The organism is Azospirillum halopraeferens DSM 3675 (assembly GCF_000429625.1).
In the GTDB taxonomy this organism is placed as follows: Bacteria; Pseudomonadota; Alphaproteobacteria; order Azospirillales; family Azospirillaceae; genus Azospirillum; species Azospirillum halopraeferens.
Window position 1 is genome coordinate 161,650 of sequence record NZ_AUCF01000009.1, and the last position, 26,127, is coordinate 187,776.

The 26,127-nt window shown below is 71.6% G+C and carries 26 protein-coding genes; 16 read left to right on the forward strand and 10 right to left on the reverse strand.

Annotation, left to right across the window (positions count from 1 at the left end):
• Window positions 1-30 precede the first annotated feature (30 nt).
• Window positions 31-1,788 (forward strand): tetratricopeptide repeat protein, encoded by a 1,758-nt coding sequence (locus G472_RS37000; RefSeq protein WP_029008306.1) that lies wholly within the window; start codon window positions 31-33, stop codon window positions 1,786-1,788.
• A gap of 44 nt (window positions 1,789-1,832) precedes the next feature.
• Here the strand turns inward: G472_RS37000 and G472_RS0110210 are convergent, their stop codons facing one another.
• Both G472_RS0110210 and G472_RS0110215 read right to left on the reverse strand, forming a co-directional pair.
• Window positions 1,833-2,435 (reverse strand): DUF2076 domain-containing protein, encoded by a 603-nt coding sequence (locus G472_RS0110210; RefSeq protein WP_029008307.1) that lies wholly within the window; start codon window positions 2,433-2,435, stop codon window positions 1,833-1,835.
• 145 nt (window positions 2,436-2,580) lie between these two features.
• Entirely contained in the window at window positions 2,581-3,309 is a 729-nt protein-coding gene (locus G472_RS0110215) for a Bax inhibitor-1/YccA family protein (protein ID WP_029008308.1), read from the reverse strand.
• Window positions 3,310-3,976: 667 nt separating this feature from the next.
• Here G472_RS0110215 and aroF point away from each other — a divergent pair.
• Together aroF and G472_RS0110225 are read left to right on the forward strand one after the other, a co-directional pair.
• Window positions 3,977-4,864: a 3-deoxy-7-phosphoheptulonate synthase gene (gene aroF, locus G472_RS0110220; protein WP_035691816.1), complete on the forward strand. Its 888-nt coding sequence runs from the start codon at window positions 3,977-3,979 to the stop codon at window positions 4,862-4,864.
• A 115-nt stretch (window positions 4,865-4,979) separates the two neighbouring features.
• Window positions 4,980-5,750 (forward strand): hypothetical protein, encoded by a 771-nt coding sequence (locus G472_RS0110225; protein WP_029008310.1) that lies wholly within the window; start codon window positions 4,980-4,982, stop codon window positions 5,748-5,750.
• A 19-nt stretch (window positions 5,751-5,769) separates the two neighbouring features.
• Here the strand turns inward: G472_RS0110225 and G472_RS0110230 are convergent, their stop codons facing one another.
• Both G472_RS0110230 and G472_RS0110235 read right to left on the reverse strand, forming a co-directional pair.
• On the reverse strand, window positions 5,770-5,982 hold the full coding sequence (locus G472_RS0110230; protein WP_029008311.1) for a hypothetical protein: 213 nt from the start codon (window positions 5,980-5,982) through the stop codon (window positions 5,770-5,772).
• A gap of 58 nt (window positions 5,983-6,040) precedes the next feature.
• A complete protein-coding gene (locus tag G472_RS0110235) occupies window positions 6,041-6,691 on the reverse strand; it encodes a class I SAM-dependent methyltransferase (protein ID WP_029008312.1) in 651 nt (216 codons plus the stop codon).
• 77 nt (window positions 6,692-6,768) lie between these two features.
• On the opposite strand from G472_RS0110235, the gene G472_RS0110240 reads away from it, so the two are divergent.
• On the forward strand, window positions 6,769-7,149 hold the full coding sequence (locus G472_RS0110240) for a hypothetical protein (RefSeq protein ID WP_245593447.1): 381 nt from the start codon (window positions 6,769-6,771) through the stop codon (window positions 7,147-7,149).
• Window positions 7,150-7,164: 15 nt separating this feature from the next.
• On the opposite strand, the gene G472_RS0110245 is transcribed toward G472_RS0110240, so the two are convergent.
• From G472_RS0110245 to G472_RS0110270, 6 genes are all read right to left on the reverse strand, one after another.
• Window positions 7,165-7,956 carry a rhomboid family intramembrane serine protease gene (locus G472_RS0110245; protein WP_029008314.1) on the reverse strand — a complete coding sequence of 264 codons (792 nt, stop codon included), beginning with the start codon at window positions 7,954-7,956 and terminating at the stop codon, window positions 7,165-7,167.
• 164 nt (window positions 7,957-8,120) lie between these two features.
• A complete protein-coding gene (locus tag G472_RS0110250; protein ID WP_425387979.1) occupies window positions 8,121-8,651 on the reverse strand; it encodes a YqaA family protein in 531 nt (176 codons plus the stop codon).
• Between the two features lie 290 nt (window positions 8,652-8,941).
• Window positions 8,942-9,370, reverse strand: coding sequence for a helix-turn-helix domain-containing protein (locus G472_RS32380; protein ID WP_156927063.1), 429 nt, complete (start codon window positions 9,368-9,370; stop codon window positions 8,942-8,944).
• Window positions 9,371-9,393: 23 nt separating this feature from the next.
• The gene (gene mgrA / locus G472_RS0110260) at window positions 9,394-10,443 is read right to left on the reverse strand and encodes an L-glyceraldehyde 3-phosphate reductase (protein WP_029008316.1); all 1,050 of its coding nucleotides are present in this window, start codon (window positions 10,441-10,443) and stop codon (window positions 9,394-9,396) included.
• 55 nt (window positions 10,444-10,498) lie between these two features.
• Window positions 10,499-11,704, reverse strand: a complete 1,206-nt coding sequence (manD, locus tag G472_RS0110265; protein WP_029008317.1) for a D-mannonate dehydratase ManD — start codon at window positions 11,702-11,704, stop codon at window positions 10,499-10,501.
• Between the two features lie 34 nt (window positions 11,705-11,738).
• The gene (locus G472_RS0110270; protein ID WP_029008318.1) at window positions 11,739-12,458 is read right to left on the reverse strand and encodes a GntR family transcriptional regulator; all 720 of its coding nucleotides are present in this window, start codon (window positions 12,456-12,458) and stop codon (window positions 11,739-11,741) included.
• A gap of 179 nt (window positions 12,459-12,637) precedes the next feature.
• Between G472_RS0110270 and G472_RS0110275 the strand changes: the two genes are divergently transcribed.
• From G472_RS0110275 to G472_RS0110330, 12 genes are all read left to right on the forward strand, one after another.
• Window positions 12,638-13,621: a C4-dicarboxylate TRAP transporter substrate-binding protein gene (locus tag G472_RS0110275; RefSeq protein ID WP_029008319.1), complete on the forward strand. Its 984-nt coding sequence runs from the start codon at window positions 12,638-12,640 to the stop codon at window positions 13,619-13,621.
• Between the two features lie 150 nt (window positions 13,622-13,771).
• On the forward strand, window positions 13,772-14,293 hold the full coding sequence (locus G472_RS0110280; protein WP_029008320.1) for a TRAP transporter small permease: 522 nt from the start codon (window positions 13,772-13,774) through the stop codon (window positions 14,291-14,293).
• Window positions 14,290-15,567, forward strand: coding sequence for a TRAP transporter large permease (locus G472_RS0110285; RefSeq protein ID WP_029008321.1), 1,278 nt, complete (start codon window positions 14,290-14,292; stop codon window positions 15,565-15,567). The genes G472_RS0110280 and G472_RS0110285 overlap by 4 nt, the downstream gene beginning before the upstream one ends.
• 7 nt (window positions 15,568-15,574) lie before the next feature.
• The gene (uxaC, locus tag G472_RS0110290) at window positions 15,575-16,975 is read left to right on the forward strand and encodes a glucuronate isomerase (protein WP_029008322.1); all 1,401 of its coding nucleotides are present in this window, start codon (window positions 15,575-15,577) and stop codon (window positions 16,973-16,975) included.
• Between the two features lie 2 nt (window positions 16,976-16,977).
• On the forward strand, window positions 16,978-18,465 hold the full coding sequence (locus tag G472_RS0110295) for a mannitol dehydrogenase family protein (protein WP_035691822.1): 1,488 nt from the start codon (window positions 16,978-16,980) through the stop codon (window positions 18,463-18,465).
• A 132-nt stretch (window positions 18,466-18,597) separates the two neighbouring features.
• Window positions 18,598-19,167: a D-sedoheptulose-7-phosphate isomerase gene (locus tag G472_RS0110300; RefSeq protein WP_029008324.1), complete on the forward strand. Its 570-nt coding sequence runs from the start codon at window positions 18,598-18,600 to the stop codon at window positions 19,165-19,167.
• A 98-nt stretch (window positions 19,168-19,265) separates the two neighbouring features.
• Window positions 19,266-20,489 (forward strand): glycosyltransferase, encoded by a 1,224-nt coding sequence (locus tag G472_RS37005; RefSeq protein ID WP_029008325.1) that lies wholly within the window; start codon window positions 19,266-19,268, stop codon window positions 20,487-20,489.
• 13 nt (window positions 20,490-20,502) lie between these two features.
• Entirely contained in the window at window positions 20,503-21,330 is an 828-nt protein-coding gene (locus tag G472_RS0110310; protein ID WP_029008326.1) for a glycosyltransferase family 2 protein, read from the forward strand.
• Window positions 21,327-22,490: a hypothetical protein gene (locus G472_RS32390; RefSeq protein ID WP_035691824.1), complete on the forward strand. Its 1,164-nt coding sequence runs from the start codon at window positions 21,327-21,329 to the stop codon at window positions 22,488-22,490. The genes G472_RS0110310 and G472_RS32390 overlap by 4 nt, the downstream gene beginning before the upstream one ends.
• A 94-nt stretch (window positions 22,491-22,584) precedes the next feature.
• Window positions 22,585-24,021, forward strand: a complete 1,437-nt coding sequence (locus tag G472_RS0110320; protein WP_029008327.1) for a mannose-1-phosphate guanylyltransferase/mannose-6-phosphate isomerase — start codon at window positions 22,585-22,587, stop codon at window positions 24,019-24,021.
• 67 nt (window positions 24,022-24,088) lie between these two features.
• Window positions 24,089-25,021 carry a thiamine pyrophosphate-dependent dehydrogenase E1 component subunit alpha gene (locus G472_RS0110325; RefSeq protein WP_035691936.1) on the forward strand — a complete coding sequence of 311 codons (933 nt, stop codon included), beginning with the start codon at window positions 24,089-24,091 and terminating at the stop codon, window positions 25,019-25,021.
• A complete protein-coding gene (locus G472_RS0110330) occupies window positions 25,008-26,069 on the forward strand; it encodes an alpha-ketoacid dehydrogenase subunit beta (protein ID WP_029008329.1) in 1,062 nt (353 codons plus the stop codon). Before G472_RS0110325 ends, G472_RS0110330 begins: the two co-directional genes overlap by 14 nt.
• Window positions 26,070-26,127: the final 58 nt, after the last annotated feature.

Below are 26,127 nucleotides of genomic sequence, written 5' to 3' on the forward strand. Positions count from 1 at the left end.
CGCGGCGCGGCGGCCGTGTAGACAGGCGGCATGGCCTCCCTCCGAGACGCCCTCGCCGCCGCCGTCGGCCACCACCGGGCCGGCCGGCTGGCCGACGCCGAAGGGCTCTACCATAGCATCCTGCGCGCCCGGCCGGACCACGCCGATGCGCAGCACCTGCTGGGCGTGCTGGACAGCCAGCGGGGACGGCCCGCCGCGGGGGCGGCGCGCCTGCGCCGGGCCCTGGCCCTGGCCCCGGCCGACGGGGACTTCCTCAACGATCTGGCGCTGGCCCTGCGGGCGTGCGGCGATGCCGACGGTGCCGCCCGCGCCTTCGCCCGCGCGCTGGTCGGCGATCCCGGCCTGGCGGAGGCGGCCTACAATCTGGGCAACCTGCGGCTGGCGGCGGGCGACCCCGCGGCGGCGGCGGCCTGCTACCGCCACGCCCTGGACCGCCGCTCCGCCTATCCCGACGCCTGGAACAACCTGGGCACGGCGCTGCTGGCCCTCGGCCGGGCCGCCGACGCCGCGGTTTGCTTCGCCAACACGGCGACCCTGGCGCCGGAGCGGCCCGATGCGCGCATCAACCGTGCCAACGCCGAGGCGGCGCTGGGCCGTACGGGCGCGGCAGGGCGCCTCTACGGGCAGGCCCTGGCCCTGGCGCCCGGCGACGCCGACGCCTGGTACAACGCCGCCGTGTTCGCCCTGTCCGGGGCCGGCATGGACGCGCCGGTGGTGGCCGGCCGGCCCCTCGACCGGGAGGGCACGGCGCGCGGGCTGGCCGGGCTGCGCCGGGTGCGGCGCCTCGACGCCGGTCACGCCGCCGCCGGCGACGCGCTGATCGGCGCCACGCTGAAGTTGCTACAGGCGGGGCTGGCCGACGACGGGCTGGTCACCGCCGCCGCCCGGGCCGCCCCGGCGGCCCTGCGCCGCGATCCGCGCGACACCCGCGCGGCCGCCGCCATCGCCTATCACCTCTACCGCCGCGGCCGCAGCGATCTCGGCGCGCGCTTCATGGGCCGGATCGCCCGCCGCTTCACGCCGGCAGAGGCGATGGAGGACTTCGAGCTGCGGACCTGGTCGATGGTGCGCGCCGGGCGCGGCTTCGTGGCCGGGCTGCCGGCCGCGGCGGCGCTGGCGGACCGGTTCGCGGCCGTGGAGCGGGTGTTCGAGCCGCCCGGCGGCGACGGCCCGCTGCTGTTCGTGGCCTGCGACGATGGCTATTACCGCCGCTTCGTCGGTCCGCTGCTGGAATCGGTGGCGGCCCGCGGCGGGCCGGCGGTGCAGGTGCACGTCATCGACCCCTCGCCGGACACCGACGCCGACCTGGACGCGCGGCGGCAGCGGATGGCGCTGGGCTACAGCCGGGAACGGGTCGATTTCACCGGCTGGGACCGCCACCGCCGCACCACCTATTACGCCTGCATCCGCTTTCTGCGCCTGTATCAACTTCTGCGCCACAGCGGGCGGCCGGTGGTGCAGGTGGATGCGGACTGCACGGTCGAGGGTGACCTCGGCGCCCTGGCGACGGCGCTGGACGGCCACGACGTCGGGCTGCTGCGCGACGGCCGCCGGCGCGGTCCGACGCGGGAGATCGTGGTGTGCTTCGTGTGGGTTCAGCCCACGCCGGCCGGTGAGGCCTGGCTGGAGCGCACGGCGGCCTATGTCGGCCATTTCCTGGCGCAGGGGCGCGGCTACTGGATGCTCGACCAGGCGGCCCCCTTCTGCGTTCTGGAGGCCACGGCACCGGTGGTCCGGTGGTTCGACTGGCTGGATTTCCCGTGGGTGCGCTTCATCGGGGAGAAGTGATGCCTCCCCCGGCACACGCCGGGGGAGGATCGGGAACGGCTGTATCAGATGTCCTCGTCGCCGCCGAAATCGCCCCAGTCGGACGAGTCGTCCACCGGCGGCTCCTCGTAGGCGGCGGGTTCGGGCGCGGCTGCCGGAGGCTCGGCGGCGGCGGCCTCGCCGCCGCCCATGAAGGCATCGGCCAGCATGTTGCCGATCAGCACGCCGCCGGCGACGCCGAGCGCCGTCTGCATGGCGCCGGCCAGGAAGCCGCCGCCCTGGCGGCCCTGCTGGGCGTAGCCGGCGATGCGGGGATCGACGCCCTGCGGACCGGCCTGGCGGTTCCACGGGGAGCCGGGGCGGGCCGCCGGCGCGGGGGCCGGGGCCGGGCGGGCACCGCCGCCGAACAGGCCGCCGAAGATGCCGCCGCCGCCCGCGGGACGCTCGCGGAGCTGCTGCTCCAGCTCCTGCGTGCGGGCCTGGGAAGCGGCCAGCGCCTGCTCCATCATGACCATCGCCTGGGTCATCAGATAGGGGGACGCCGGCTGGCGGTTCACCTGGTCACGGATGTAGGACTCCGCCTGGGCGTCGCGCGGGCCGGACTGGGCCTCGGCCTGGCGCAGCTTGGCGAAAAGCTCGTCGATGATCTGGCGTTCGGTCTGGTCCATGGTCGTCCTCTGGGGTCGTCCTCTGGGGTCGTCCTCTGGAATCGGGAATGACGGAAACGGCCGCTGTGGCGGCCGCTGCCGGGCCGGGACGTCAGGACGCCCCGAGCCCGGCTTCACCGCCGGACTATGTGCGGATGCGGCCGCATCACTCGTCGCGCTGCCCCATGAGCTGCATCAGCATCTGGAACAGGTTGATGAAGTTCAGGTAGAGCGACAGGGCGCCCATCACGGCCAGCTTGGTGTTGGCCTCCTCGCCGTAATGCTCGGCGTAGGACTCCTTGATGTTCTGCGTGTCGTAGGCGGTCAGGCCGGTGAAGACGATGACGCCGATGACCGAGATGGCGAACTGCAGGGCGCTGGAGCCCACGAAGATGTTCACCAGGCTGGCGATCACGATGCCGATCAGGCCCATGATCAGGAACGAGCCCATCTTCGACAGGTCGGTCTTGGTGGTGTAGCCCCACAGGCTCATCGCCGCGAACATGCCGGAGGTGATGAAGAACACCCGCGCGACGCTGGCACCGGTGAACACCAGGAAGATCGAGGCCATGGACACGCCCATGACGCCGCAGAAGGTCCAGAACAGCGTCTGCAGCGACGACGCGGACATGCGGTCGAAGCGCCAGGACAGAACCATGATGAAGGCCAGCGGCGCCAGCATCACCACCCACTTCAGCGGCGTGGTGAAGATCGGCACGTACAGGGCCGGGGTGCTGGACACGCCGAAGGCCACGACGCCGGTCAGCGCCAGGCCCAGGACCATGAAATTGTAGACCCGCAGCATGTGGCGGCGCAGGCCTTCGTCGAAGACGGCGGCATCGACGGCGGGGGCCGCGGCGCCCCACCGGGTCTGTTGCGGGTTCTGATCGAACATGTGCGGAAGCTCCCTATTGACGTGCGGCGAACGACCGCACCCGGTCGCGAACGACGAACGGGTGCGCACCGGCGCCGCACTGGCACGGACGGATTGTTTTTTGGGAAGGACGCGCGGGCGCGGGGGAGAGGACCATTCCGGGACGGCCGCCGCGGGGGCAAACGGCCGGGCGACCGTTCCACCACAGCACCGGCGTCTTCATCGAAACCTCCAGATGCGGTCACGCCCGTCGGCGCAAGAGCAGGTGAAGGCATCCGACATCACGGCCGACGACTCGACCGCCAGAGGGGCCCGGATCCTTGTTGCGCCGCAGACATAAGGAGATGCCCCTACCCCGTCAAGAGGGGGAGGGCGGGAGTCGCGCATCGGTCACGGCATCGCGCCCGCCCGGGCGGAGGCGACCGCTCACAGCAAAAGAGCCGTCCCACGGGGGAACGGCTCCGGAAGGCCTACCGGCCCCGATGGCCTCGGGAACCGGACGATATTGTCGGCGTCGATAACATATGGGGTTTCGGCCCGGGATTCCAAGCCCTTTGTGGTCGAATCATCACACGGGGCGCGGCCGTTTACCCGCGGTTGTTGTCGCGGGCCGGCGGCGCCTATACTCCGCTCCCGGACCGTCGACCGACGGGCCGACCGCTTCCGGTTTCCAGCACCAGGATCAGCCATGGCCATCAGCAACGCCGCCCCCGGCAAGGACATCTCCGCCGAGGATCTCGCCTCCAAGTTCCCGCTCGCCGCCAAAAAGGACCCGGAGCACGTCACCCGCTTCTCCGTCGCCGGTGTCGAGTTCGGCGGTCCGCTGGTGCCGATCATGGCCGGCCCCAACACGGTGGAGAACGAGGCGATGATCGTCGACACCGCCCGGGCGGTGAAGGCGGCGGGCGGCCACATCCTGCGCGGCGGCGCCTTCAAACCGCTGACCTTCCCCTACCGTTCGGAGAAGTACTTCGAGACCCGCGAGCAGGGGCTGGAATGGCTGGCCCGGGCGCGCGAGGCCACCGGCCTGCCCGTCATCACCGAGGTGATGGCGACCGAACACCTGCCCGCCGTCGCGGCGGTCGCCGACATCCTGCAGATCGGCACCCGCAACATGCAGAACTATCCGTTGCTGTCCGCTGTCGGGCAGACCGGCAAGCCGGTCATGCTGAAGCGCGGCTTCGGCAGTTCGCTGCGCGACTGGCTGGGGGCGGCGGAGTACATCATGGTGGAGGGCAACCATCAGGTGATCCTGTGCGAGCGCGGCATCGTCGCCCCGCACACCCACCGCGGCACCTCGCGCTTCCTGCTCGACCTGCAGGTGGTTCCGGCGGCCAAGGAGGTCACCCACCTGCCGGTGGTCACCGACCCTTCCCATGCCACCTTCTGGCGCCCGTGGGTGAAGCCGATGGCGCTGGCCTCCATCGCCGCCGGCGCCGACGGCGTGATGATCGAGGTCCATCCCGACCCCGTCAACGCCGCCGTCGACCCTCTCCAGCCCGTCGACTTCGCCGAGTTCGCCGAACTGATGACCGCCATGCGCGCGGTCGCCGCGGCGGTGGGGCGGCAGGTCTGAGAAGGCCGCCGCCGGGACCGGGGGCAGCGTGTTCGCACCGGGCCCCCACCCGTCAGGGGAGGGGTGATCCGGAGCGCCGTCGCCTGTTGGCGTGAGACCACCACGGCGACGGGCGATGATGGACAGGCACGGGGACGGACGACGGCGAACTTCGGACGCGCTTCTGCTGGCGCTGTTCGTGCTGGCGGGAGTGACGACGCTGGACCGGTTCGGGCGGCCGACGCCCGGCGTATCGCTGGACGAGCTTCCCGTCCGGACGGCGGGCCTGGACCCGCCGCCGGCCGCGGAGCGGGTACGGCCGGCAGCACCGGTCCCCGAATACGACCGGGTGGCCGCCATGCTCGCCACCATCCGGGTGGAGCCGGAGAACCGCCGCGGCTTCGATCCCGCCGCCTGGCCCCACTGGCTGGACCGCGACGGCAACTGTCTGGACACCCGGGAAGAGGTGTTGGTCGCCGAAAGCCTGGAGCCCGTGCGCTTGTCCCTCGACGGCTGCGCCATCGTCTCGGGTCGCTGGCGCGACCCCTATTCGGGGGAGCAGTTCACCAACCCGCAGGACATGGCGATCGACCACCGCGTGCCCCTGCGCGAGGCGCACGCCAGCGGCGGCCACGCCTGGGATGCCGAGCGGCGCGCCGCCTTCGCCAATGATCTGGACGGTCCGGACACCCTGGTCGCGGTGTCCGCCGCCACCCGCCGGGCCAAGGGCGCGCGCGGGCCGGAGGAGTGGCTGCCCGCCGATTCGTCGGCCCTGTGCTCCTACGTCGTCGGCTGGGTTGCGGTGAAGGCGCGGTGGGAGCTGTCGATGGACGCCCGCGAACGGATGGCGGTCGGCAACATCCTGGCCAACTGCCACGCCCGGCTGGCCCGGGGCGGCACCCGGTGATGCCGCCCGGGGCCGCGTGTCAGCGCTTCGCGTCGCCGTAGCCTTCGGCCTTGCGGCGGTCCTCCTCGACCTCGCGGGCCATCTCGTCGCCGATCTTCGGGTCGATGGCCTTGGCTTCCTTCGCCAGGTCGCGGGCTTTGGCGGTGTCGCCGGCCACCGCCTTGTCGATGGCCCGGTCGGCCAGGTCGCGGGCCTTGCGGTGCTCCGGGCTCTGCTCGTGCTTGCCGGCCATGGTCGGATCTCCTGAATCGGTTGGGGGGAGCGGATGGTCCCCCGTCAACCGCAGGCGGTCAGGCCGGGTTCCCCGATCCGGAGGCCGCCGCGCCGCGCCGGCATTGCAGCACGCTGAACAGGCCGAACGGCGGCACGGTGTCCATGGCCTCCACCTCGATGCGCGAGCCGGAGAGCAGGGCATCCAGCGTGAAGTCCGGCCGCCAGCCGAGCTTGCGCGAGAACGGCGCCAGCCCCCGTTCCACGGTGCGGCGCAGGCCGGGCTTGTCCTCGGCGAAATGATTGACGATGACGATCTCGCCGCCGGGGCGGCAGACCCGCTCCAGCTCGGCCAGCGTGCCCTGCGGGTCCGGCACGACGGTCAGCACGTACATGGCGGCCACCACGTCGAAGCTGGCATCGGCGAAGGCCAGCCGGCCCGCGTCCATCTCCAGCAGCCCTTCGACGTTGGTCAGCCCCTCGCGCTGCACCCGATTGCGGGCGACGGTCAGCATCTCCAGGGACAGGTCGATGCCGACGATGTCCAGGTCGCGCCGGTAGTCGGACAGGGAGATGCCGGTGCCGACCCCCACCTCCAGCACGCGGCGTCCGCCCTGCCGGTTGATCCGCGCCACCGCGGCGTGCCGGCCCGACGCCAGAATGCGACCGAACACATCATCGTAAATGCGGGCGTAGCGTCGGTACGCGTTTCGGATCGATTCGGTATCCACGCTGTTCCTCCCCTGGTGATCTGCCCTGCGGACGCGGGCGATTGCGCGGCGTGGGATGAAACCTCATCTTAGGGGCCATGACCAGCACCGACACACGCACGAACGGCCAACCGGCGCCCGGGGGCACCGGTTCCGACCCGAGCGATTCCCGGTCCAAGGCCGACCGCATCATCGGTCGCCGCTTCGATCGGGCCGAGCGGCTCCTGCCCGAGTCGCTGCGCGCCTGGCTCGTCCACCTGCGCCAGCCGTCGGCAAGCTGGATCCGCATCCCGGTGGGGGTGCTGCTGGTGATCGGCGGGCTGTTGGCCTTCCTGCCGGGGCTGGGCATCTGGATGCTGCCGCTCGGCCTGCTGTTGCTGGCTCTGGACGTGGCGCTGCTCAAGCGCCCCACCGCCCTGATGGTGGTGTCGGGCGAACGGCGCTGGCGCCGGCTGCTCCGGTGGTGGAACCGGCGCTAGACCACCCCTGCCGGATCATCCCCACGGGCTGCGGCGGTCGCCCGAGTCGGGAACGCTGCCGCGCCGCCGGATCGCCTCGCCGGCGGGCATGGTGGTGAAGGCGCGGCTGTGCGCCGGCTCGAACAGGGGCACGTCGCGGCGGCGGAAGAAGGGGATCAGCACCATGCCGGCGATGAAGCCGCCGACGTGGGCCCAGAAGGCCACGCCGCCTTCGGCGCTGGTGGGGGTGGCGACGCCGCTGAGGATCTGGCCGATGAACCAGACGCCCAGCACGATCAGGGCCGGCACGTTGATCACCGTGACGAACAGCAGGATCCACACCAGCACCCGGACATTGGCGCGGGGGTGCAGCACGAGATAGGCGCCCAGCACCCCGCCGATGGCGCCGCTGGCGCCGATCATCGGAATCTCCGAGGTGGGGTTGGACAGGCTCTGCGCCAGCGCCGCGGCGACCCCGCACAGCAGGTAGAACACCACGAAGCGGCCGCGCCCCATGCTGTCCTCGACGTTGTTGCCGAAGATCCACAGGTACAGCATGTTGCCGCCCAGGTGCAGGAGGCCTCCGTGCAGGAACATGGAGGTGAACACGGTCATCCAGGGCGGCACCGCGGCGATCTGCGGCGGCAGCTCGGCGTGACCGAACAGCAGGGCGGGCACCAGCCCGTAGGCGTAGACCGCCAGGGCCTCCGCCCGCGGCGCCAGCGAGAACTGCCATGCGAAGACCAGCAGGCAGAGCGCCACGATCGCCATGGTCACCACGGGACGGCGCCGCGTCGGGTTGTCGTCGTACAGCGGAAAGAAGAACATCGCGGGTCCCCGTCGGGTGTGGCCGGCGCCACCGTCGCGCTCAAGCCTACCCCACCCCAACGCCGGCACGAAGCCCGCGGTTCCTCATGCCGGGTTCGGAACGTCCCGGTGTCCGAATCCGATATCGGCCGCCATGCAGCGGTCAGGCTTGTCCTGACCGCGCCTCACAGGGCCGACATGACCGCGCCGTAGCGGATCATCTTGCCCATCGCCACCAGGGCGAGGAACAGCCACAGGTTGACGCGCAGGATGCCGGCGACCAGCGTCAACGGATCGCCGATGAACGGCATCCAGGCCAGCAGCAGCGACCACACGCCCCACCGCTCGAACCAGCCGGACGCCCGGTCGATCAGCGCGGGCTTGACGGGAAACCAGCGGCGGTCCCGGAACCGCTCGATGGAGCGCCCGAGTGCCCAGTTGACGGTGGAGCCCAGGGTGTTGGCGACCGTCGCCACCACCAGCAGCCAGAACGTGGAGTAGTGGCCCGACAGGTGCAGGCCGATCAGCACGAACTCCGACTGGATCGGCAGGATGGTGGCGGCCCCGAACGCGGTCAGGAACAGGCTGCCGTACGCGACGAGATCGTTCATGCCGGTCCGGCGCCCCTTGTCCGCGACGTCATCCGCCCCGCCCTGCAAACGGCGCAGCCGCCCGTTGGTGCCACCGCCGCGCACGGGGAAGGACGCCGGACCCATTCATCCCCCGAATGGCCTGCCGGCGCAACCGTGGGAGACGGGGCATGCGCCGGCCGCAAGGTCGTGCCGCGGGACACAACCATTCCACGGATTGCACGGATGACATCGGATGCCACGGATCGTGACCACCGGCGATGCCGCAGGGCCCCGGATTGAGAGATCCGTGCAATCTGTGTCCTGATCCGCGCAATCCGCGGTCGAATGGCCGGCAACTCCCGATGTGCCCGAGCGGACGGAATCCTTGCCGGCCTTGTCATCCATCGACCGATGGTCACGGGAGGCGATCCGATCTATCCCGCCGGCCGCGACACGATGTCGTAGCCGATCATCGCCAGCTTGACGGTCCGGGGGATCGCCGCGCGGCCGGACAGGTACCGGCGCGCCGTCGCGGGGGCGAGGCCCAGCGCCTCGGCCAGGGCGGCGGGGGAGAGGCCGCGGCGGGCGGCCCAGCGGTGGAGGCGCCGGGCATCCTGCTCCAGACCCAGCGTCCACAGGGTGTCCGCCGCCAGTGCGGCGTCGCCGGGCCAGTGCAACGCCTCGCCACCATCGGCCACCGCGACGGCGCGAAAGGCCCGGTCGGAGTCGGGGGCGTGGCCGGCGAGGTCGATGTCGTGCAGCGTGCCGTCGGACCAGGTGACCACCACCACCCGGCCGGCGCCGGGGGTGGCGGCCACGATCCGCCGCGGTGCCGCCGCCCCGGCCCCCGCTCTTACCGCCATGCTCCCAGCCCCGCCGTGCCGCCTCAACCGGCGTCGAGCGTACGCGCCGAGGAGGAGGCGCGCCAGAGGTCGATGCCACTGTCGACCGCGTGGGCGTCGATCTCCCGCAGCTCCTCGGGCGTGAAGTCGGGGATCTTCAGGGCGTCCAGCGAGTCGTCGAGCTGCTGCACCGTGCGCGCCCCGATCAGGGCCGCGGTCACCTGCGGCCGGCGCAGCACCCAGGCGATGGCCATCTGGGCCAGCGTCTGGCCGCGCCGCCGGGCGATGGCGTCCAGGGCGCGGATGTGGGCCAGGGTCTCCGGCGTCAGGAACTGCTCCTTGAAGGTGCGCCCGCGGGTGACCCGCGCCCCCTCGGGCACGCCGTCCAGGTACTTCGACGTCAGCAGCCCCTGGGCCAGCGGCGAGAAGGCGATGCAGCCGATGCCCAGTTCCTCCAGCGTGTCCAGCAGCCCGCCCTCCACCCAGCGGTTCAGCATGGAGTAGGAGGGCTGGTGGATGAGGCAGGGGGTGCCCAGTTCCTTCAGGATGGCGGCGGCGCGGCGCGTCATCTCCGGCGAGTAGGAGGAGATGCCCACGTACAGCGCCTTGCCCCGGCGCACCACGTGGTCGAGCGCGCCCATCGTCTCCTCCAGTGGCGTGCGCGGGTCGACGCGGTGGGAGTAGAAGATGTCGACATAGTCCAGCCCCATGCGCCGCAGGCTCTGGTCCAGACTGGCCACCAGGTACTTGCGTGAGCCCCAGTTGCCATAGGGGCCGGGCCACATGTCGTAGCCGGCCTTGGTGGAGACGATGATCTCGTCGCGGTACGGCCGGAAGTCCGCCGCCATGACGCGGCCGAAGTTCTCCTCCGCCGAGCCGAACGGCGGGCCGTAGTTGTTGGCCAGGTCGAAATGGGTGACGCCGCGGTCGAAGGCGCGGCGCAGGATGGCCCGCCCCGTCTCGAACACGTCGGCGCCGCCGAAGTTCTGCCACAGCCCCAGCGAGATCGCCGGCAGGTCCAGGCCGCTGCGGCCGCTGCGGCGATAGCTCATGCGCTCGTAACGGCCGGGGTCGGCGCTGTAGATCGGTTGCATCGTCAGTCCTGTCGGTCATGCCGGCCGCACGCGGCCGGGATCGGGTCGGGGCCCCTCACCAGTTCCACAGCGTGCCGTCGGCCAGCCGGGCCACCGGCAGGTAGGCGGGGTTGTAGGGGTATGTCGCGGCCAGCTCCTCGTCGATGTCGACACCGTGGCCCGGCACCTCGCCGGGGTGCATGTAGCCGTCCTCGAAACGGTAGGCGTGGGGGAACACGGCGTCGGTCTCCGGGCAGTGGGCCATGTGCTCCTGCACGCCGAAGTTCGGCACCCACAGGCCGAAATGCAAGGCGGCCCCCATGCACACCGGCGACAGGTCGGTGGCGCCGTGGCAGCCCGTGCGCACCTGGTAGAGCGCCGCCAGGTCGGCGATGCGGCGCAGGTGCGTGATGCCGCCGGCGTGCACCACCGAGGCGCGGACGAAGTCGATGAGCTGGTTGGTGATCAGGTCCTTGCAGTCCCAGATGCTGTTGAACACCTCGCCCACGGCGATGGGCGTCACCGTGTGCTGGCGGATCAGGCGGAAGCAGTCCTGGTTCTCCGCCGGGGTGGGGTCCTCCATCCAGAACAGCCGGTAGGGCTCCAGGGATTTGCCCAGCCGCGCCGCCTCGATGGGGGTCAGTCGGTGATGGACGTCGTGCAGCAGGTGCGGCCCCGGGCCGTGCTTCACCCGGATCGCCTCGAACAGCTTGGGCGCGAAGTCCAGGTAGGCTTCGGTCGACCACACCGACTCCTCGGGCAGGCCGCGGGTGGCCGGTTCATAGAACTTGCCCTTGGCGACGCCGTAGACGCCGGACAGACCCGGCACGCCCGACTGGGCGCGGATCGCCTTGTAACCCTTCTCGATGTACTCGCCGACGCGGTCCACCGTCTCGGCCACGTCGCGGCCGTTGGCGTGGGCGTACACCATCACGCCGCTGCGGCTGGCCCCCCCAAGGAGCTGGTAGAGCGGCAGCCCCGCCACCTTGGCCTTGATGTCCCACAGCGCGGTGTCCACCGCGGCGATGGCCGACATGGTCACCGGGCCGCGGCGCCAGTAGGCGCCCTTGTACAGGTACTGCCAGATGTCCTCGATCCGGTGGGGGTCGCGCCCGATCAGGCAGGGGATGACGTGGTCCTTCAGGTAGGACGCCACCGCCAGTTCGCGGCCGTTCAGCGTGGCGTCGCCGATTCCGTACACCCCCTCGTCGGTGACGATCTTCAGCGTGACGAAATTGCGGCCGGGAGAGGTGACGATGACCGAGGCGCTCAGGATTTTCATGGGAGGTCAGCTCCGGGGGAGGGAGAAAGCCGGGTCAGGCGACGCGCACGGGCGCGGGAAGCGCCGCATCGGCGTCGTCGAACAGGTCGGGGAAGCGCCGTTCGAGTTCGGGCAGGGAGGTGAGGATTTCGCGCATGTGCATGCGCATGGCCATCTCCGCCTCGTCGGGCCGGCCGGCCGCGATGGCGTCGACGACCATGCCATGTTGCACGATCAGGCGGTCCAGCGGTGTGGCGTCGGGCAGGCTGAGGTAGCGCACGCGGTCCATCTGGGCCTTGGTTTCCTCCACCACGCGCCAGGCGTATTCGCAGCCGATGCCCAGCGCCAGGGCGCGGTGGAACGCCTCGTCCAGTTCCAGGAAGCGGTCGTGGCGGCGCTCCGCGGCGGCGTCGTGCTGCGCCTCCAGGTTGGCGCGCAACTCGGCCAGCACGGCGGGGGGCAGACCCTCGCCGGCCTTGCGGGCCACCGCCAGCTCCACCGCCTCGCGCACGAAGCGGGCGTCCATCACCTGGCGCACGGAGATCTTGACCACGAAGGTGCCGCGCTGCGGGCGGATGGTGACGAGCCCCGCCTCGCTCAGCTTGATGAAGGCTTCGCGCACGGGCTGGCGGCTGACGCCCAGGCGGGTGGCCACCTCCTGTTCCGACAGGGGCTGGCCGGGGCGGAACTGCATGGCGACGATGGCGTGGCGCAGGGCCCGGTAGACGCGGCGCGCCACCGGTTCGCCCGAATCCGGCTCGATCCTGATCAGCATCACCCTGCCTCCCCCCTTGCGCCCCGTTTCCGCCGTTCGGCGGCCTTCGTCCCGTCGTGGTGTCAATCATCTTGCACCCGACGGAAGGGCATTGCCAACACCATTCTTGTATACTACCATACCAGCATCGCATCAAGAACGCCTGTGACGCCGCAGGCTTCCTCTAGGGAGGACACCGTATGAGCTTCATCGCCCGCACCTGGCGCGCCGCCACGCTCGGCTTCGCCATGGCGACCCTGGCCGGAACCGCGCTGGCCGCCAACTACACGCTCAACGTCAACACGGCGCTCACCCCGCAGGACCCCCTGTTCAAGGGCCTGGAAGAGTTCAAGAAGAACGTCGAGGCGCGGACCGACGGCAAGGTCGGCGTGCGCCTCTTCCCCGGCTCGCAGCTCGGCAAGGACGAGGACGTTCTGGAGCAGGCGCGCGCCGGTGCCGGCGTCGCCGTGGTGGTCGACGGCGGCCGTCTGGCCGTGTTCGTGCCGGAGTTCGGCGTGCTCGGCGCCCCCTATCTGGCGCAGGGCTACGACGGCATCCGCAAGGTCGTCACCTCCCCCCTGTTCGAGGAGTGGGTGGAGAAGCTGCGCAAGGCGTCCGGCCACCAGGTCCTGTCGTTCAACTGGTGGCAGGGCGAACGCCACCTGCTGACCAACAAGCCCGTTGCCACGCCCGCCGACCTCAGCGGCATCCGCATGCGCACGCCGGGGGCCCCGGTGTGGATGGAGACCATCCGCGCCATGGGCGCCACGCCCACCCCGATGGGCTGGTCGGAGGTCTACACCGCGCTGCAGCAGAAGGTCATCGACGCCGTCGAGGCGCAGCACCCCGCCAGCTACGGCTCGCGCCTCTATGAAGTCACGAAGCACGTCACCAAGACCGGCCACATCAACCTGATCACCGGTCTGGTCACCAGCGCCGCCTGGTTCGACAACCTGCCGGCCGAGTACCGCACCGTCCTGCGCGAGGAGGCCCTGAAGGCCGGCGACGTGGCGTCGCGCGGCACCCAGGCGTCGCTGGCGGATTTCGAGAAGCAGATGACCGAGAAGGGCATGACGATCGCCGAGATCGACGTGACCCCGTTCCGCGAAGCCACGCTGCCGGTCTACGACAAGCTGGGCTTCGGCGACCTGCACAAGCAGGTGGACGCCATTCTGCAGCAGTAAACGGTACCGACGACCCCGTCCGCGCCGCCCGGCGCGGACGAGCGGGTCCCGGCCGGTGCGCGCCGGCCGGGACCGGCCTTTCCCGCGCATCCGCGGGGCCGCCGGGCCGCGCCCTGACGCGACCGGCACCGCGCTCGAAGGACAGCCGTCATGACGTCCTGGTTCTCCAAGGTGGAAGCGGCGATCGCCATGCTTCTGCTTTCCATCATCGTCGTTCTCGTCTTCGCCGCCGGCGTGATGCGCTGGTTCGGCTACCCGCTGGTCTGGTCGGTCGACCTGGCCCAGCTCCTGTTCGTGTGGGTTGCCTTCCTGGGCGCCGACCTGGCGCTGCGCAAGCGCGCCCACATCGGCATCGACTATCTGGTCAAGCGCTTTCCCGCACGTCTGCGCGCGGCGCTGGAACTGGCGCTGGGCGCCGTGGTGCTGGGCTTCCTGCTGTCGATGACCGTGCTGGGCTACCGGCTGACCATGATGAACCTGGAACGGCAGTTCGGCGACAGCGGCATCAGCTACGCCTTCGTGACCTCGGCGGTGCCCATCGGCTGCCTGCTGCTGGCCTTCACGCTGCTGGGGCAGATGCTGCAGACCGCCTGGCGGCTGCGCAGCCGCCCGCAACCCGTCTTCGCCCCCGTCAAGGCACCGGTCACGCCGGTTGAGGAGATCGCGCCATGACCCTTCTGGCCGTCACCTTCTTCGTCCTGATGCTGCTGGGCGTTCCCATCGCCTTCGCCATCGGCATCGCCGGGTTCAGCTTCTTCGCCACCAGCGACGTCATGCCCATGGCGATCGGTGTGCAGCAGGTGGCGTCGGCGTCGCAGAGCTTCCCGCTGCTGGCCGTGCCCTTCTTCGTGCTGGCCGGCCACATGATGAACCGCACCGGCATCACCACGCGGCTGATCGGCTGTTCCAACGTGCTGGTGTCGTGGATGGCCGGCGGCCTGGCGCAGGTCAGCATCGTGCTGTCGACGCTGATGGGCGGCGTCTCCGGCTCGGCCGTGGCCGACGCCGCCATGGAGGCGCGCATTCTCGGCCCCGGCATGATCCAGCGGGGCTACACCAAGGGCTTCACGGCCGCTGCCATCGCCGTCAGCTCGCTGATCACCGCCACCATCCCGCCCAGCCTGGGTCTGATCCTCTACGGCTTCGTCGGCAACGTGTCGATCGGCCGGCTGTTCCTGGCCGGCGTCGTGCCGGGCCTGCTGATGATGGCCGTGCTGATGGTCACCGTGTGGATCATCGCGCGGCGGCGCAACTACCGGCCCGAGATGGCGCGGCGGCCCACCGGCCGCGAGGTGCTGCGGGCCATGGCCGACGCCAAATGGGCCCTGCTGTTCCCGGTGGCGCTGCTGTTCGCCATCCGCGGCGGCCTGTTCACGCCGTCCGAAGTGGGCGCCTTCGCCGTCATCTACGCCCTGGTGGTGGGCTTCCTGCTGCACCGTGAACTGACGGTCTCCGGGGTTCTGGAGGCGTTGCGCGAGGCGGTGGTCGACACCGGCCTGATCATGCTGATCATCCTGTTCTCCGGCATGGTCGGCTACGCCATCATCTTCGAGCAGGCCCCCCAGACCATCGCCGGGGCGATGACCCAGCTCACTGCCGAGCCGATGCTGGTGGTGGCGATGGTCCTGCTGTTCCTGTTCCTGGCCGGCCTGTTCGTGGAGAGCACGGTCCTGGTCCTGCTGCTGACCCCGATCTTCCTGCCCATCGTCCAGCCGCTGGGCGTCGATCCCGTGCATTTCGGCATCCTGATGATGACGATCGTCACCATGGGGTCGATGACGCCGCCGGTGGGCGTGGCCATGTACACGGTGTGCAGCCTGCTCGACTGCCCGGTGGAGGAGTACATCGTCGAGTCGCTGCCCTTCATCCTCGCGGTGGTCGGGCTGGTCGTCGTCCTCGCGCTGTTCCCCGGAATCGTCCTCTTCCTGCCGAACGCTCTGATGTGAGTGCCCGATGCTGCACGAAGACCGCCTGTTCCCGGCCGATCCCGTCACCCGGCCGATCGCCCGGCGCCTCTACGCAGAGGTGCGCGACCTGCCCATCGTCAGCCCGCACGGGCACACCGATCCGGCCTGGTTCGCCACCGACGCGCCGTTCGCCGACCCGGCCGGCCTGCTGGTGATCCCGGACCACTACCTGCTGCGCATGATGTACAGCCGGGGGGTGCCGCTGGAACGGCTGGGCGTGGCGCGCCTGGACGGCGGACCCGTCGAAACCGACCCCCGGCGCATCTGGCGCACGGTGGCGGAGCACTGGCACCTCTACCGCGGCACGCCGACGCGGATGTGGTGGGAATACGCGCTGGAGACGGTGTTCGGGGTGACCGAGCGCCTCGCGCCGGCCACCGCCGACGCCATCTACGACCGCATCGCCGGGTGCCTGGCGCGGCCGGAGTTCCGCCCCCGCGCCCTGTACGAACGCTTCAACATCGAGGCGCTGGCCACTACCGAGGGGCCGCTCGACACGCTGGAGCACCACAGGGCCATCCGTGACTCCGGCTGGACGGGGCGGGTGGTCACCACCTTCCGCCCCGACCCGGTGCTCGACCCCGACACGCCGGGCTTCCGGGGCAACCTGGAGGTGCTGGGCGCCATGACCGGCGAGGACGCCCTGTCCTGGCCGGGCTATCTGGCGGCGCTGGCGCGGCGGCGGCGGGATTTCATGGCCTGCGGGGCCACCGCCACCGACCACGGCCACCCCACCGCCGCCACCGCCGACCTGGACGCGGGCGCGGCGGCCGCCCTGTTCGACCGCATCGTCTCCGGACGCTTCACGCCGGCCGAGGCGGAACTGTTCCGCGGCCAGATGCTGACGGAGATGGCGCGCATGAGCCTGGAGGACGGGCTGGTCATGCAGATCCATCCCGGCGTCCACCGCAACCACAACGCATGGATGCACCGCACCTTCGGCCCCCACCACGGCGACGACATGCCCGCGCGCGGGGAGTTCGTGACGGCGCTGAAGCCCCTGCTGGACCGCTTCGGCAACGAGCGTGACCTCACCATCATCCTGTTCACCCTGGACGAGACCACCTACGCCCGCGAGCTGGCGCCGCTGGCCGGCCACTATCCGGCCCTGCGGCTGGGGCCGGCCTGGTGGTTCCACGACAGCCCCGAGGGCATGCTGCGCTACCGCGAGCGGATGACCGAGACGGCGGGGTTCTACAACACGGTCGGCTTCAACGACGACACCCGCGCCTTCCCCTCGATCCCGGCGCGCCACGATGTGGCCAGGCGCATCGATTGCGCCTATCTTGCCCGGCTGGTGGCCGAGCATCGCCTGGACGAGGACGAGGCCCGCGACCTCGCCGTCGATCTCGCCTACACCCTGGCCAAGAAGGCATACAGACTGTGAGCATGCGTTTGAATGCGCGCACCCTCGGCACACTGCCCGACGGCGTGCGGCGGCCGCGCTACGACCGTGCCGGCCTGGAGACGGGGATCGTCCACATCGGGCTGGGCGCCTTCCACCGCGCCCACCAGGCCGTCTACACCGAGGACGCGCTGGACCGCGCCTTCGGTCCGTGGGGCATCTGCGGCGTCTCCCTGCGCAGCCCCGAGACGCGCGACGCCCTGGCGCCCCAGGACGACCTCTACACCGTGCTGGTGCGCGACGCCGGGGGCGAGCGGGCGCGGGTGGTCGGCTCCGTCACCGAATCCCTGGTGGCGCCCGAGGACCCCGCGGCGGTGCTGGAGCGGCTGGTGCGCCCGTCGGTGCGGGTGGTGACCGTCACCGTGACCGAGAAGGGCTACTGCCACGAGCCGGCGACCGGCGCGCTCGACGAGCGGCACCCCGGCATCGTCGCCGACATCGCCAATCCCGGCGCGCCGCAGACCCTGCCGGGCTTCCTGGTGGAGGCGCTGGCGCGCCGGCGCGCCGCCGGCACGGCGCCCTTCACCGTGCTGTCCTGCGACAACCTGCCGGAGAACGGCGTCGTCACCGCCGGCATCCTGCGCCGCTTCGCCGAGCTGCGCGACCCCGCCCTGGCGCGCTGGATCGAGGACGGCGTGGCCTGCCCCAGCTCCATGGTCGACCGCATCGTGCCGGCCACCACCGCCGAAGACCGCGCCGCCGTGGCGCGCCTGCTGGGCGTCGAGGACGCCTGGCCGGTGGTGACGGAGCCCTTCAGCCAGTGGGTGATCGAGGACCGCTTCCCCGCCGGCCGCCCCGCCTGGGAGACGGTCGGGGCGGAGCTGACGGCGGACGTCCGGCCGTTCGAGCGGATGAAGCTGCGCCTGCTCAACGCCAGCCACTCCTGCATGGCCTATCTGGGCTATCTCTCGGGGTACGAGACGGTGGCGCAGACCATCGCCGACCCGGCCTTCGCCCGCTTCGTCGCCGGGCTGATGGACGCGGAGGTGACGCCGACGCTGGCCATGCCGGCCGGAGTCGACCTGGCCGGCTACAAGGCGGCGCTGCTGCGCCGATTCGCCAACCCGGCGCTGAAGCACCGCACCTGGCAGATCGCCATGGACGGCAGCCAGAAGCTGCCGCAGCGCCTGCTGGGCACCATCGCCGACCGGCTGGCGGCGGGCGCCCCCATCGACCGGCTGGCCCTGGGCGTGGCCGGCTGGATGCGCTACGTCTCCGGCACCGACGAGCAGGGGCGGCCCATCGACGTGCGCGACCCGCTGGCCGCCCGGCTGCGGGCGCTGGCCGACGAGGCGGGGCCGTCGGCCTCGCGCCTCGCCCCGGCGCTGCTGGGGGTCGGCGACGTCTTCGGCGGCGAACTGCCGCACCACCCCGAGTTCGTCCGCGCCGTGACGGACTCGCTGGACCGGCTGTTCACCAGGGGCGCGCGCGCCTGCGTGGAGGCTGCTGCCGGCGAGGCGCGCACGGCCTGAGGGGACCGGCCGGCAATCCGGTGCCGGCGCCGCCATCGCGGGGGGATGGCGCCGGCGCCGCTCCGTGCTACATGAGCGCGGTTCGACCGGTGATCCGGCCCGTCTTCGCCGTGCATCCTCAGGAGCAGCCCCGTGACCTCGCTGAACGCCTACCTCGACCGCACCATCGCCGTCCTGCACGCCACCCGCACCGCCGGGCTGGATGCCGCCATGGAGCGCACCGTGGACGCCATCGCGGCGGCCCTGCGCCAGGGGCGGCCGCTGCTGGTGTGCGGCAACGGCGGTTCCGCCAGCGACGCCATGCACATCGCGGGCGAGCTGGTCGGCCGGTTCCGGCGCGAGCGGCGGGGGTTGAACGCCATCGCCCTGTCGGCGAACCCGGCGGTGCTCACCGCCTGGGCCAACGACTATGACTACGACACGGTGTTCTCCCGCCAGGTGGAGGCGCACGGGTGCGCCGGCGGCGTCCTGCTGGGGATCTCCACCAGCGGCAATTCCCGCAACGTGGTCGCCGCGCTGCACACCGCGCGCGCCATGGGCATGACGACCATCGGTCTGACCGGCCAGGGCGGCGGCGCCATGGCGGAGCTGTGCGACGTGCTCCTCGATGTGCCGTCCCGCGAGACGCCGCACATCCAGGAGGTGCACATTTGCCTCTATCATCTGCTGTGCGACCGGGTCGAGGCGGCGCTCGCCGGGTGATCCGGTCCGGCGGTCGGCGGCGCGAGGTTGACATTGCCGGCGCCGACCCGCTTACTGCCGGCCGATCCGTCCAGCCCTGATTCCGGCGATCCATTCGCATGCTCTCGATATCCGTCGTCATTCCCACCCGCGACCGGGCCACGGCCCTGATCGAGACGCTGGAGGCGTGGCGCCCCCTTGTCGAGGGGGCGGAGCCCGGTGCCGCAGGGGCACAGGTGGAGGTTGTCGTGGTCGACCTGGGGTCGCGCGACGGCACGCCCGACGCGTTGGACCGCCTGGCGGCGGGTGCGCCCTGGCTGCGGTGGTGCCGGCTGGAGGGCACCGACAGCGCGGCGGCGGCCCGCAATCGCGGTGCGGCCGAGGCGCGCAACGAACTGCTGCTGTTCCTCGCTGACACGCTGCGGCCGGCCGACACCGGGGTTCTGCGCGCCCATGCGGAGGTGCACGAGCGCTTTCCCGCCCCCGGCACCGCGGTGACCGGCCCGGTCGGCTGGGCGGAACGGCCGGGTGCCGGCGACCTGCCGGAGCCGCTTCCCCCCGACGCGGCCGGACAGGGCGGGGCGGCGCCCTACGCCTGGCGGGACTGGCGCGCGGCGCGGCCGCTCAACCTGTCCCTTCGGCGCGATGCGGTGGGCGACTGGGCGACCGACGGCTTCGCCGTCGATCTCGCCCCGGAACCGGACGGCGGCAGCCTGGATGCCGTGGAACTGGCGCACCGGCTGTCCCGCACCCCCGCCGGGCTGCGCCTGTTCCACACGCCGGCGGCGCTGGTCCGGGATGCCCGGGGCTGGAGCCCGGAGCGGCTGATGGCCCGTCAGGCGGCCGCCGGTGGGCTGGTGCACGCGCTGGTGGCACGGGCGGACGGGCCGACGGCGGCGGACCTGGGGCTGGGGGCGGTCGCGGCGGCGCTGCGGGGTCCCGGCGGGCCGGGCGATCCGGCGGTCGTGGCCGACTATCTGGCCATGCTGGAGGGTGCCGGTGCCTGGGCCCGTCTGTTCGATGCGTCCGACGGCGGTGCCGCCGGGCCCGAGGCGCTGAAGCCGGCGCTGGCGCTGGCCTTCGCCCGGGGCTACGTGCTGACGGCGCCGGCCGGATCCGATATGGCCGCGGGCTGCCGCGCCGCGCTCGACGGCTTCCGCCAGCGGCTCAACCGGATGATGCAGACCGTCGCCACCGGTTTGCCGGCATCCGCGGACGCCGGCGCCGCGGCGGTCTGGCGGGTGCCGCGGCCGGGTCCGCTGGGCCGCCTGCGCGCCTGGGCCCGGCAGAAGCCGACCATCGTGCGCGCCTATCTGTGGCTGCGGGCCGTGCAGGGCCGCTGAAGCGAGGGGACCCATGTTTTCGGTCGTCATCCCGGTCTACAACCACCGCCCGTACATCCTCGACGGCCTGGTGTCGGCGTTGCGCGCCCGCCTCGTCGCCGAGGTTCTGGTGGCCGACGACGGGTCGCGCGACGGGTCGGCGGCGCTGCTGGAGCGCATCGCCGCGCCACATGGCGCGCGGGTGCGCAACCTGACGCCGCCCGGCGGCGGCAACGCCGGCGCGCATGCCCGCCTCAACCAACTCATCGAGGCGGCGGGGCAGCCATGGATCGCCGTGCTCAACTCGGACGACGCGTTCCTGCCCGACCGCTTCGCGGCGGCGGCGCAGCGGGTGCGCAAGACGGCGGTGGATTTCGTGGCGGGCCACATCCTCATCATGGACGAGGAGGGGCGGCCGCTGGGGCGCAAGCGCGGGCCGCTGGACCCGGAGTACCCGTTCCCCGCGGGGCTCGACGTTGCCGGGCTGCTCGCCGCCGGCGACCTGCTGCCGCTGCTGGCCAACCAGAATTTCCTGGCGACCACCTCGAACATGATGTTCACCCGGGCGCTGTGGCAGCGCATCGGCGGCTTCGCCGATTACCGCTACGTGCACGACTGGGATTTCGCCCTGCGTGCCGCGGTCCTCGGCACGCCGGCGTACCTGCCGCTGTACCTGACCAGCTACCGCGTCCACCGCTCCAACACCATCAGCGAGAGCACCGAGCGGGTCGACCGCGAAACGACTGACGTTTTCCGCCGCTTCGCCGCAGATTTCCCCGACCGGGCCGCGCGTCCCGAGGTGGCGGCGGCGCTGGCCGGCAACCGCCACATCCTGCACGACGCGCCGGAGGCAGCCGCGTGACCGCGCCGGGCATCCACGTCTTCACCAGCATCGCCCCCAATTACCTGCCCAAGGCGCGGGTGCTGGCCCGTTCGCTCCGGCGCTGGCTGCCGGAAGCGCGCATCCACCTGGCGCTCATCGACGCCTGGCCCGCCGACCTCGACCCGGCCAACGAGCCGTTCGACGAGGTGCACACCCTGGCGGACCTGACGGCGGCCGGGCTGGCGGCGGACGTCATGCCCAACGGCGTGCACCCCTGGGTGTTCATCCACACGCTGGTGGAGCTGTCCACCGCCGTGAAGGGCTTCATGGTGGAGCGCCTGCTGCAGCGGCCGGATTGCGCGCGGGTGCTGTACTTCGATCCCGACATCGCCCTGTTCGCCCGTCCCGACCCGGTGCTGGACGCGCTGGAGCGCCACGATCTGGTGCTGACGCCCCACGCCTGCGAGCCCGAGGAGACGATCCGGGCGATTCACGACAACGAACTGGTGGCCATGCGCCACGGCATCTTCAACCTGGGCTTCGTCGGCGTGGCGAACCGGGAGGAGGGCCGCCGCTTCGCCGCCTTCTGGCGCCACCGGCTGGAGCATTTCTGCTTCGACGACGTGGCCGCCGGCCTGTTCACCGACCAGAAATGGCTGGACCACGCGCCGGCCTACTTCGCCACCACCGGCGTCCTGCGCCATCCCGGCCTCAACGTTTCCACCTGGAATCTCACGCACCGGCGCGTCGAGGGCCGGGTCGGCGGGCCGCTGACGGTGAACGGGCAACCGCTGGTCTTCTATCACTTCACCGGCTTCGACAGCGGTGCGCAACGCGTCATGCTGGACCTCTACGGTGCCGGCCAGCCGGCGCTGGACGGGCTGTACGCCTGGTACGCCGACGCCTGCCGCGCCGAGGGAGAGGAGCGCGAGCGCGCCCGGACGTGGACCTACGCGACGTACGACGACGGCGTGCCCGTGACGAGGGACGAGCGGACGTTCCTGCGCCACCATCCGGACGTGGCCGAAACCTTCGGGGATCCATTCGCCGCCCGCGACCCCGATCGCTCGTACCGCCACTGGTACCAGCGGCACCGGGCCGAACGGGCGGCCGTCCCGGCCCCGGCCCCGGCCCCCGCGCCCGGAGCGCCGTTGCGGCGGCTTCTGGCCGCCCTGCGCGGCCGTACCGCCGCCGGGTGAGGGGCCGCACCCGCGGACATCCGTTTGCGCTTGCATCGGGACCGGCACCGTCGTTCTTCTTCCGGTCGGCGAAGCGTTGACCATGGAAGGCATGATGGAGAGGCAAGCGGAGCGTGCGATCGTCCCCGTGCTGCTGTCGGGTGGCGCGGGATCGCGTCTGTGGCCCCTGTCGCGCGAACTGTATCCGAAGCAGTTGCTGCCCCTGTGCTCCGACCGGTCGATGCTACAGGACACCGTGGCGCGGGTGGCCGACCCGGCCCGCTTCGCGCCGCCGCTGGTGGTCTGCAACCACGAGCACCGCTTCGTCATCGCCGAGCAGATGCGCCACCTCGATCCGCCCCCCGCCGCCATCCTGCTGGAGCCGGTGGGGCGCAACACCGCCGCCGCCTGCGCCGTCGCGGCCCTGGCCGCCGCCGCGACCGACCCGCGGGCGCTGATCCTGGTGCTGCCGGCCGACCATCTGATCCGCGACGTCGATGCCTTCCTGGCCGCCGTGGAGCGGGCAAGGCCGGCCGCTTCGGAAGGTTTCCTGGTCACCTTCGGCATCACGCCGACGGCGCCGGAGACCGGCTACGGCTACATTCGCCGCGGGCCGACCCTGCCGGGCCGCGACGGGGTGCACCGGGTTGCCGCCTTCGTCGAGAAGCCGGAACGGTCGGTGGCCGAGACCTTCCTGGCCGACGGCCGGTACGCCTGGAACAGCGGCATGTTCCTGTTCCCGGCCGACCGGCTGGTGGAGGAACTGGAGCGCCATGCCCCCGCCGTGCTCGCCGCCGCCCGCCGGGCGTTGGCGGACGGCGTCCGGGATCTGGATTTTCTGCGCCTCGATGCCGGGGCCTTCGCGGCGGCCCCGTCGGTGTCCATCGACGTCGCGGTCATGGAGAAGACCGACGCAGCGGCGGTTGTGCCGTGCGATCTCGGCTGGACGGACGTCGGCGCCTGGTCGGCGCTGTGGGAGATCGGCGCCAAGGATGCCGACGGTAACGTCCGCTTCGGCGACGTCGTCACCGAAGGCGCGCGCAACTGCTACATCCGCTCCGACGGGCACCTGGCGGCGGTTGTGGGGATCGACGACGCGGTGGTGGTGGTGACCGACGATGCGGTGCTGGTGGCCGGCCGGGACCGTGTGCAGGAGGTCAAGGCGGTGGTCGAACGGCTGAAGCGGCAGGGCCGGCCGGAGCCGGTGACCCACCGCACGGTGCACCGGCCCTGGGGGTCCTACCGGACGGTGCACGCCGGGGACCGCTTCCAGGTGAAGTGCCTGACCGTCGCACCGGGCTGCCGCCTGTCCCTGCAGAAGCACTATCATCGGGCCGAGCACTGGGTCGTGGTGCAGGGCACCGCCCTGGTCACCCGCGGCGACGACCGTCTGCTGGTGTGCGAGAACGAGTCCGTCTACATCCCCATGGGCACCGTCCATCGGCTGGAAAATCCGGGAAAGCTGCCGCTGTCGATCATCGAGGTGCAGTCCGGTGCCTACCTGGAGGAGGACGACATCGTGCGCCTGGAGGATTCCTACGGGCGCGGATAGACGGCGGCGAAAGCCCCGAACGGGAAAGGTGTGGCGGATGGACGATCGGACGACACGGGACGCGGACATGGCGGCGCGTCTCTATCGCAGCCTGCGCCGCATCCGGCGCACGGAGGAGCGCATTGCCGAGGTGTATCCGTCCGACCGGATCAAGAGCCCGGTGCACCTGTCCATCGGGCAGGAGTCGGTGGCGGTCGGGGTGTGCGATGTGCTGGGACCGGATGACGTGGTGGCGGGAACCTATCGCGGGCACGCCGCCTATTTGGCCAAGGGCGGCGATCTGCGCGCCATGATGGCGGAGCTGTTCGGGAAGGTGGACGGCTGCGCCCGGGGCAAGGGCGGGTCGATGCACCTGGTGGACATGGACCGCAACGTCCTGGGCTGCTCGGCGGTGGTCGGCTCCGGCATCCCCGTGGCCGTGGGATACGCCCTGGCGATCAGGCGGCGCCGGCAGGATCGGGTGGTCGCCGCCTTCTACGGCGACGGCGCCAGCGAGGAGGGCTGTGTCTACGAAAGCCTGAACTTCGCGGCCCTGCACAAGCTGCCGGTGCTGTTCGTGTGCGAGAACAACGGCTATGCCATCCACGAGCCGCTGTCCCGGCGCTGGGCCGCCGACCGCCTGACGGAGCGGGTGGCCACCTTCGGCATCGCCGCCCGGCGGCTGGAGAGCGACGACGTCTTCGCCGTGCGCGCCGCCGCCGCGCAAGGCGTCGCGGCGTTGCGCGCCGGCGCCGGCCCGGTTTTCCTGGAGGTGCCGACCTATCGCTGGCGCGAACACGTCGGCCCGTCGGAGGATTACGACGCGGGCTACCGCAGCCGGGACGAGGCAGCGCCGTGGATGGCGAACGACCAGGTGGAACGGGTCGGCGCCCTGCTGCCGCCCGAGGCGCGCGCCGCCATCGATGCCGCCGTGGAGGCGGAGATCGCCGATGCCCTCGCCTTTGCCGAGGCGAGCCCCTTCCCCGACGCCAGGGAGCTGCACGCCCATGTCTACGCCTGAGCGCACGCTGCGCTACGTCGACGCCCTGCGCGAGGCGCTGGTGCAGGAGATGGATCGGGATCCCGACGTCTTCGTCTTCGGCCTCGACGTCGACGACCACAAGGGCATCCAGGGATCGACGCTGGGGCTGGCGGAGCGCTTCGGGCCGGAGCGCTGCTTCACCACGCCCCTGTCCGAGGATGCCATGACCGGCGTCGCCATCGGCGCCGCGGTGGCCGGCATGCGGCCGGTCCATGTGCACATCCGGATGGACTTCCTGATGCTGTGCATGAACCAGCTCGTCAACATGGCCGCCAAGACGCACTACATGTACGGCGGGGCCGCGAAGGTGCCGCTGGTGGTGCGCTCGATGATCGGCAAGTCCTGGGGGCAGGGGGCGCAGCATTCCCAGGGGCTGCACGCCATGTTCATGCATGTGCCGGGCCTGAAGGTGGTGGCGCCGTCGAACGCCCACGATGCCAAGGGCTGCCTGATCGCCGCCATCCGTGACGACAACCCCGTGATCTTCATGGAACACCGGCTGCTCTACCCGCTGGAGGCGCCGGTGCCGGAGGAACCCTACACCGTTCCCCTCGGGCAGGCCCGTCGCATGACGCGGGGAGACGACATCACCATCGTCGGCGTCTCCAACATGGCGATGGAGTGCCTGCGGGCCGAGGAGCTGCTGCGCGACGTCGGCATCGGTGTCGACCTCATCGATCCGGTTTCTCTGGTGCCCCTGGACATCGACACCATCGCCGGGTCCGCCCGCCGCACCCGGCGCCTTCTGGTGGTCGACAACGGCTGGATCACCGCCGGGGCCGGTGCCGAGATCGCCGCCGCGGTGGCCGAGCGCCTGGGTCCCGAGGGCCCGCTGACGGTGCGGCGCATGGGCTTCGCCCCCACCACCTGTCCGACGACGCCGGCCCTGGAGCGGCTCTTCTATCCCAACCCCGCGACCATCGCCGAAACGGCCCACGCTATGGTCCGTCCCGGCGGCCCGGCGTGGTCGCCGGCCCCGGAACGGGCCGAGCTGGCCTATCAACGCTCATTCAAAGGACCGTTCTGAGCGCAGTCCCGCGCTCATCCTTCGCCCTTGCCATGGCCGGGGCGTGAATGCATCGTGG

What these genes read in the sequence shown, in the direction of transcription:
- G472_RS37000 (WP_029008306.1), top strand. Translation starts at nt 31, where the DNA reads ATGGCCTCCCTCCGAGACGCCCTCGCCGCCGCCGTCGGCCACCACCGG.
- G472_RS0110210 (WP_029008307.1), bottom strand. Translation starts at nt 2,435, where the DNA reads ATGGACCAGACCGAACGCCAGATCATCGACGAGCTTTTCGCCAAGCTG.
- G472_RS0110215 (WP_029008308.1), bottom strand. Translation starts at nt 3,309, where the DNA reads ATGTTCGATCAGAACCCGCAACAGACCCGGTGGGGCGCCGCGGCCCCC.
- aroF (WP_035691816.1), top strand. Translation starts at nt 3,977, where the DNA reads ATGGCCATCAGCAACGCCGCCCCCGGCAAGGACATCTCCGCCGAGGAT.
- G472_RS0110225 (WP_029008310.1), top strand. Translation starts at nt 4,980, where the DNA reads ATGATGGACAGGCACGGGGACGGACGACGGCGAACTTCGGACGCGCTT.
- G472_RS0110230 (WP_029008311.1), bottom strand. Translation starts at nt 5,982, where the DNA reads ATGGCCGGCAAGCACGAGCAGAGCCCGGAGCACCGCAAGGCCCGCGAC.
- G472_RS0110240 (WP_245593447.1), top strand. Translation starts at nt 6,769, where the DNA reads ATGACCAGCACCGACACACGCACGAACGGCCAACCGGCGCCCGGGGGC.
- G472_RS0110245 (WP_029008314.1), bottom strand. Translation starts at nt 7,956, where the DNA reads ATGTTCTTCTTTCCGCTGTACGACGACAACCCGACGCGGCGCCGTCCC.
- G472_RS0110250 (WP_425387979.1), bottom strand. Translation starts at nt 8,651, where the DNA reads ATGGGTCCGGCGTCCTTCCCCGTGCGCGGCGGTGGCACCAACGGGCGG.
- G472_RS32380 (WP_156927063.1), bottom strand. Translation starts at nt 9,370, where the DNA reads ATGGCGGTAAGAGCGGGGGCCGGGGCGGCGGCACCGCGGCGGATCGTG.
- mgrA (WP_029008316.1), bottom strand. Translation starts at nt 10,443, where the DNA reads ATGCAACCGATCTACAGCGCCGACCCCGGCCGTTACGAGCGCATGAGC.
- manD (WP_029008317.1), bottom strand. Translation starts at nt 11,704, where the DNA reads ATGAAAATCCTGAGCGCCTCGGTCATCGTCACCTCTCCCGGCCGCAAT.
- G472_RS0110270 (WP_029008318.1), bottom strand. Translation starts at nt 12,458, where the DNA reads ATGCTGATCAGGATCGAGCCGGATTCGGGCGAACCGGTGGCGCGCCGC.
- G472_RS0110275 (WP_029008319.1), top strand. Translation starts at nt 12,638, where the DNA reads ATGAGCTTCATCGCCCGCACCTGGCGCGCCGCCACGCTCGGCTTCGCC.
- G472_RS0110280 (WP_029008320.1), top strand. Translation starts at nt 13,772, where the DNA reads ATGACGTCCTGGTTCTCCAAGGTGGAAGCGGCGATCGCCATGCTTCTG.
- G472_RS0110285 (WP_029008321.1), top strand. Translation starts at nt 14,290, where the DNA reads ATGACCCTTCTGGCCGTCACCTTCTTCGTCCTGATGCTGCTGGGCGTT.
- uxaC (WP_029008322.1), top strand. Translation starts at nt 15,575, where the DNA reads ATGCTGCACGAAGACCGCCTGTTCCCGGCCGATCCCGTCACCCGGCCG.
- G472_RS0110295 (WP_035691822.1), top strand. Translation starts at nt 16,978, where the DNA reads ATGCGTTTGAATGCGCGCACCCTCGGCACACTGCCCGACGGCGTGCGG.
- G472_RS37005 (WP_029008325.1), top strand. Translation starts at nt 19,266, where the DNA reads ATGCTCTCGATATCCGTCGTCATTCCCACCCGCGACCGGGCCACGGCC.
- G472_RS0110310 (WP_029008326.1), top strand. Translation starts at nt 20,503, where the DNA reads ATGTTTTCGGTCGTCATCCCGGTCTACAACCACCGCCCGTACATCCTC.
- G472_RS0110320 (WP_029008327.1), top strand. Translation starts at nt 22,585, where the DNA reads ATGGAGAGGCAAGCGGAGCGTGCGATCGTCCCCGTGCTGCTGTCGGGT.
- G472_RS0110325 (WP_035691936.1), top strand. Translation starts at nt 24,089, where the DNA reads ATGGCGGCGCGTCTCTATCGCAGCCTGCGCCGCATCCGGCGCACGGAG.
- G472_RS0110330 (WP_029008329.1), top strand. Translation starts at nt 25,008, where the DNA reads ATGTCTACGCCTGAGCGCACGCTGCGCTACGTCGACGCCCTGCGCGAG.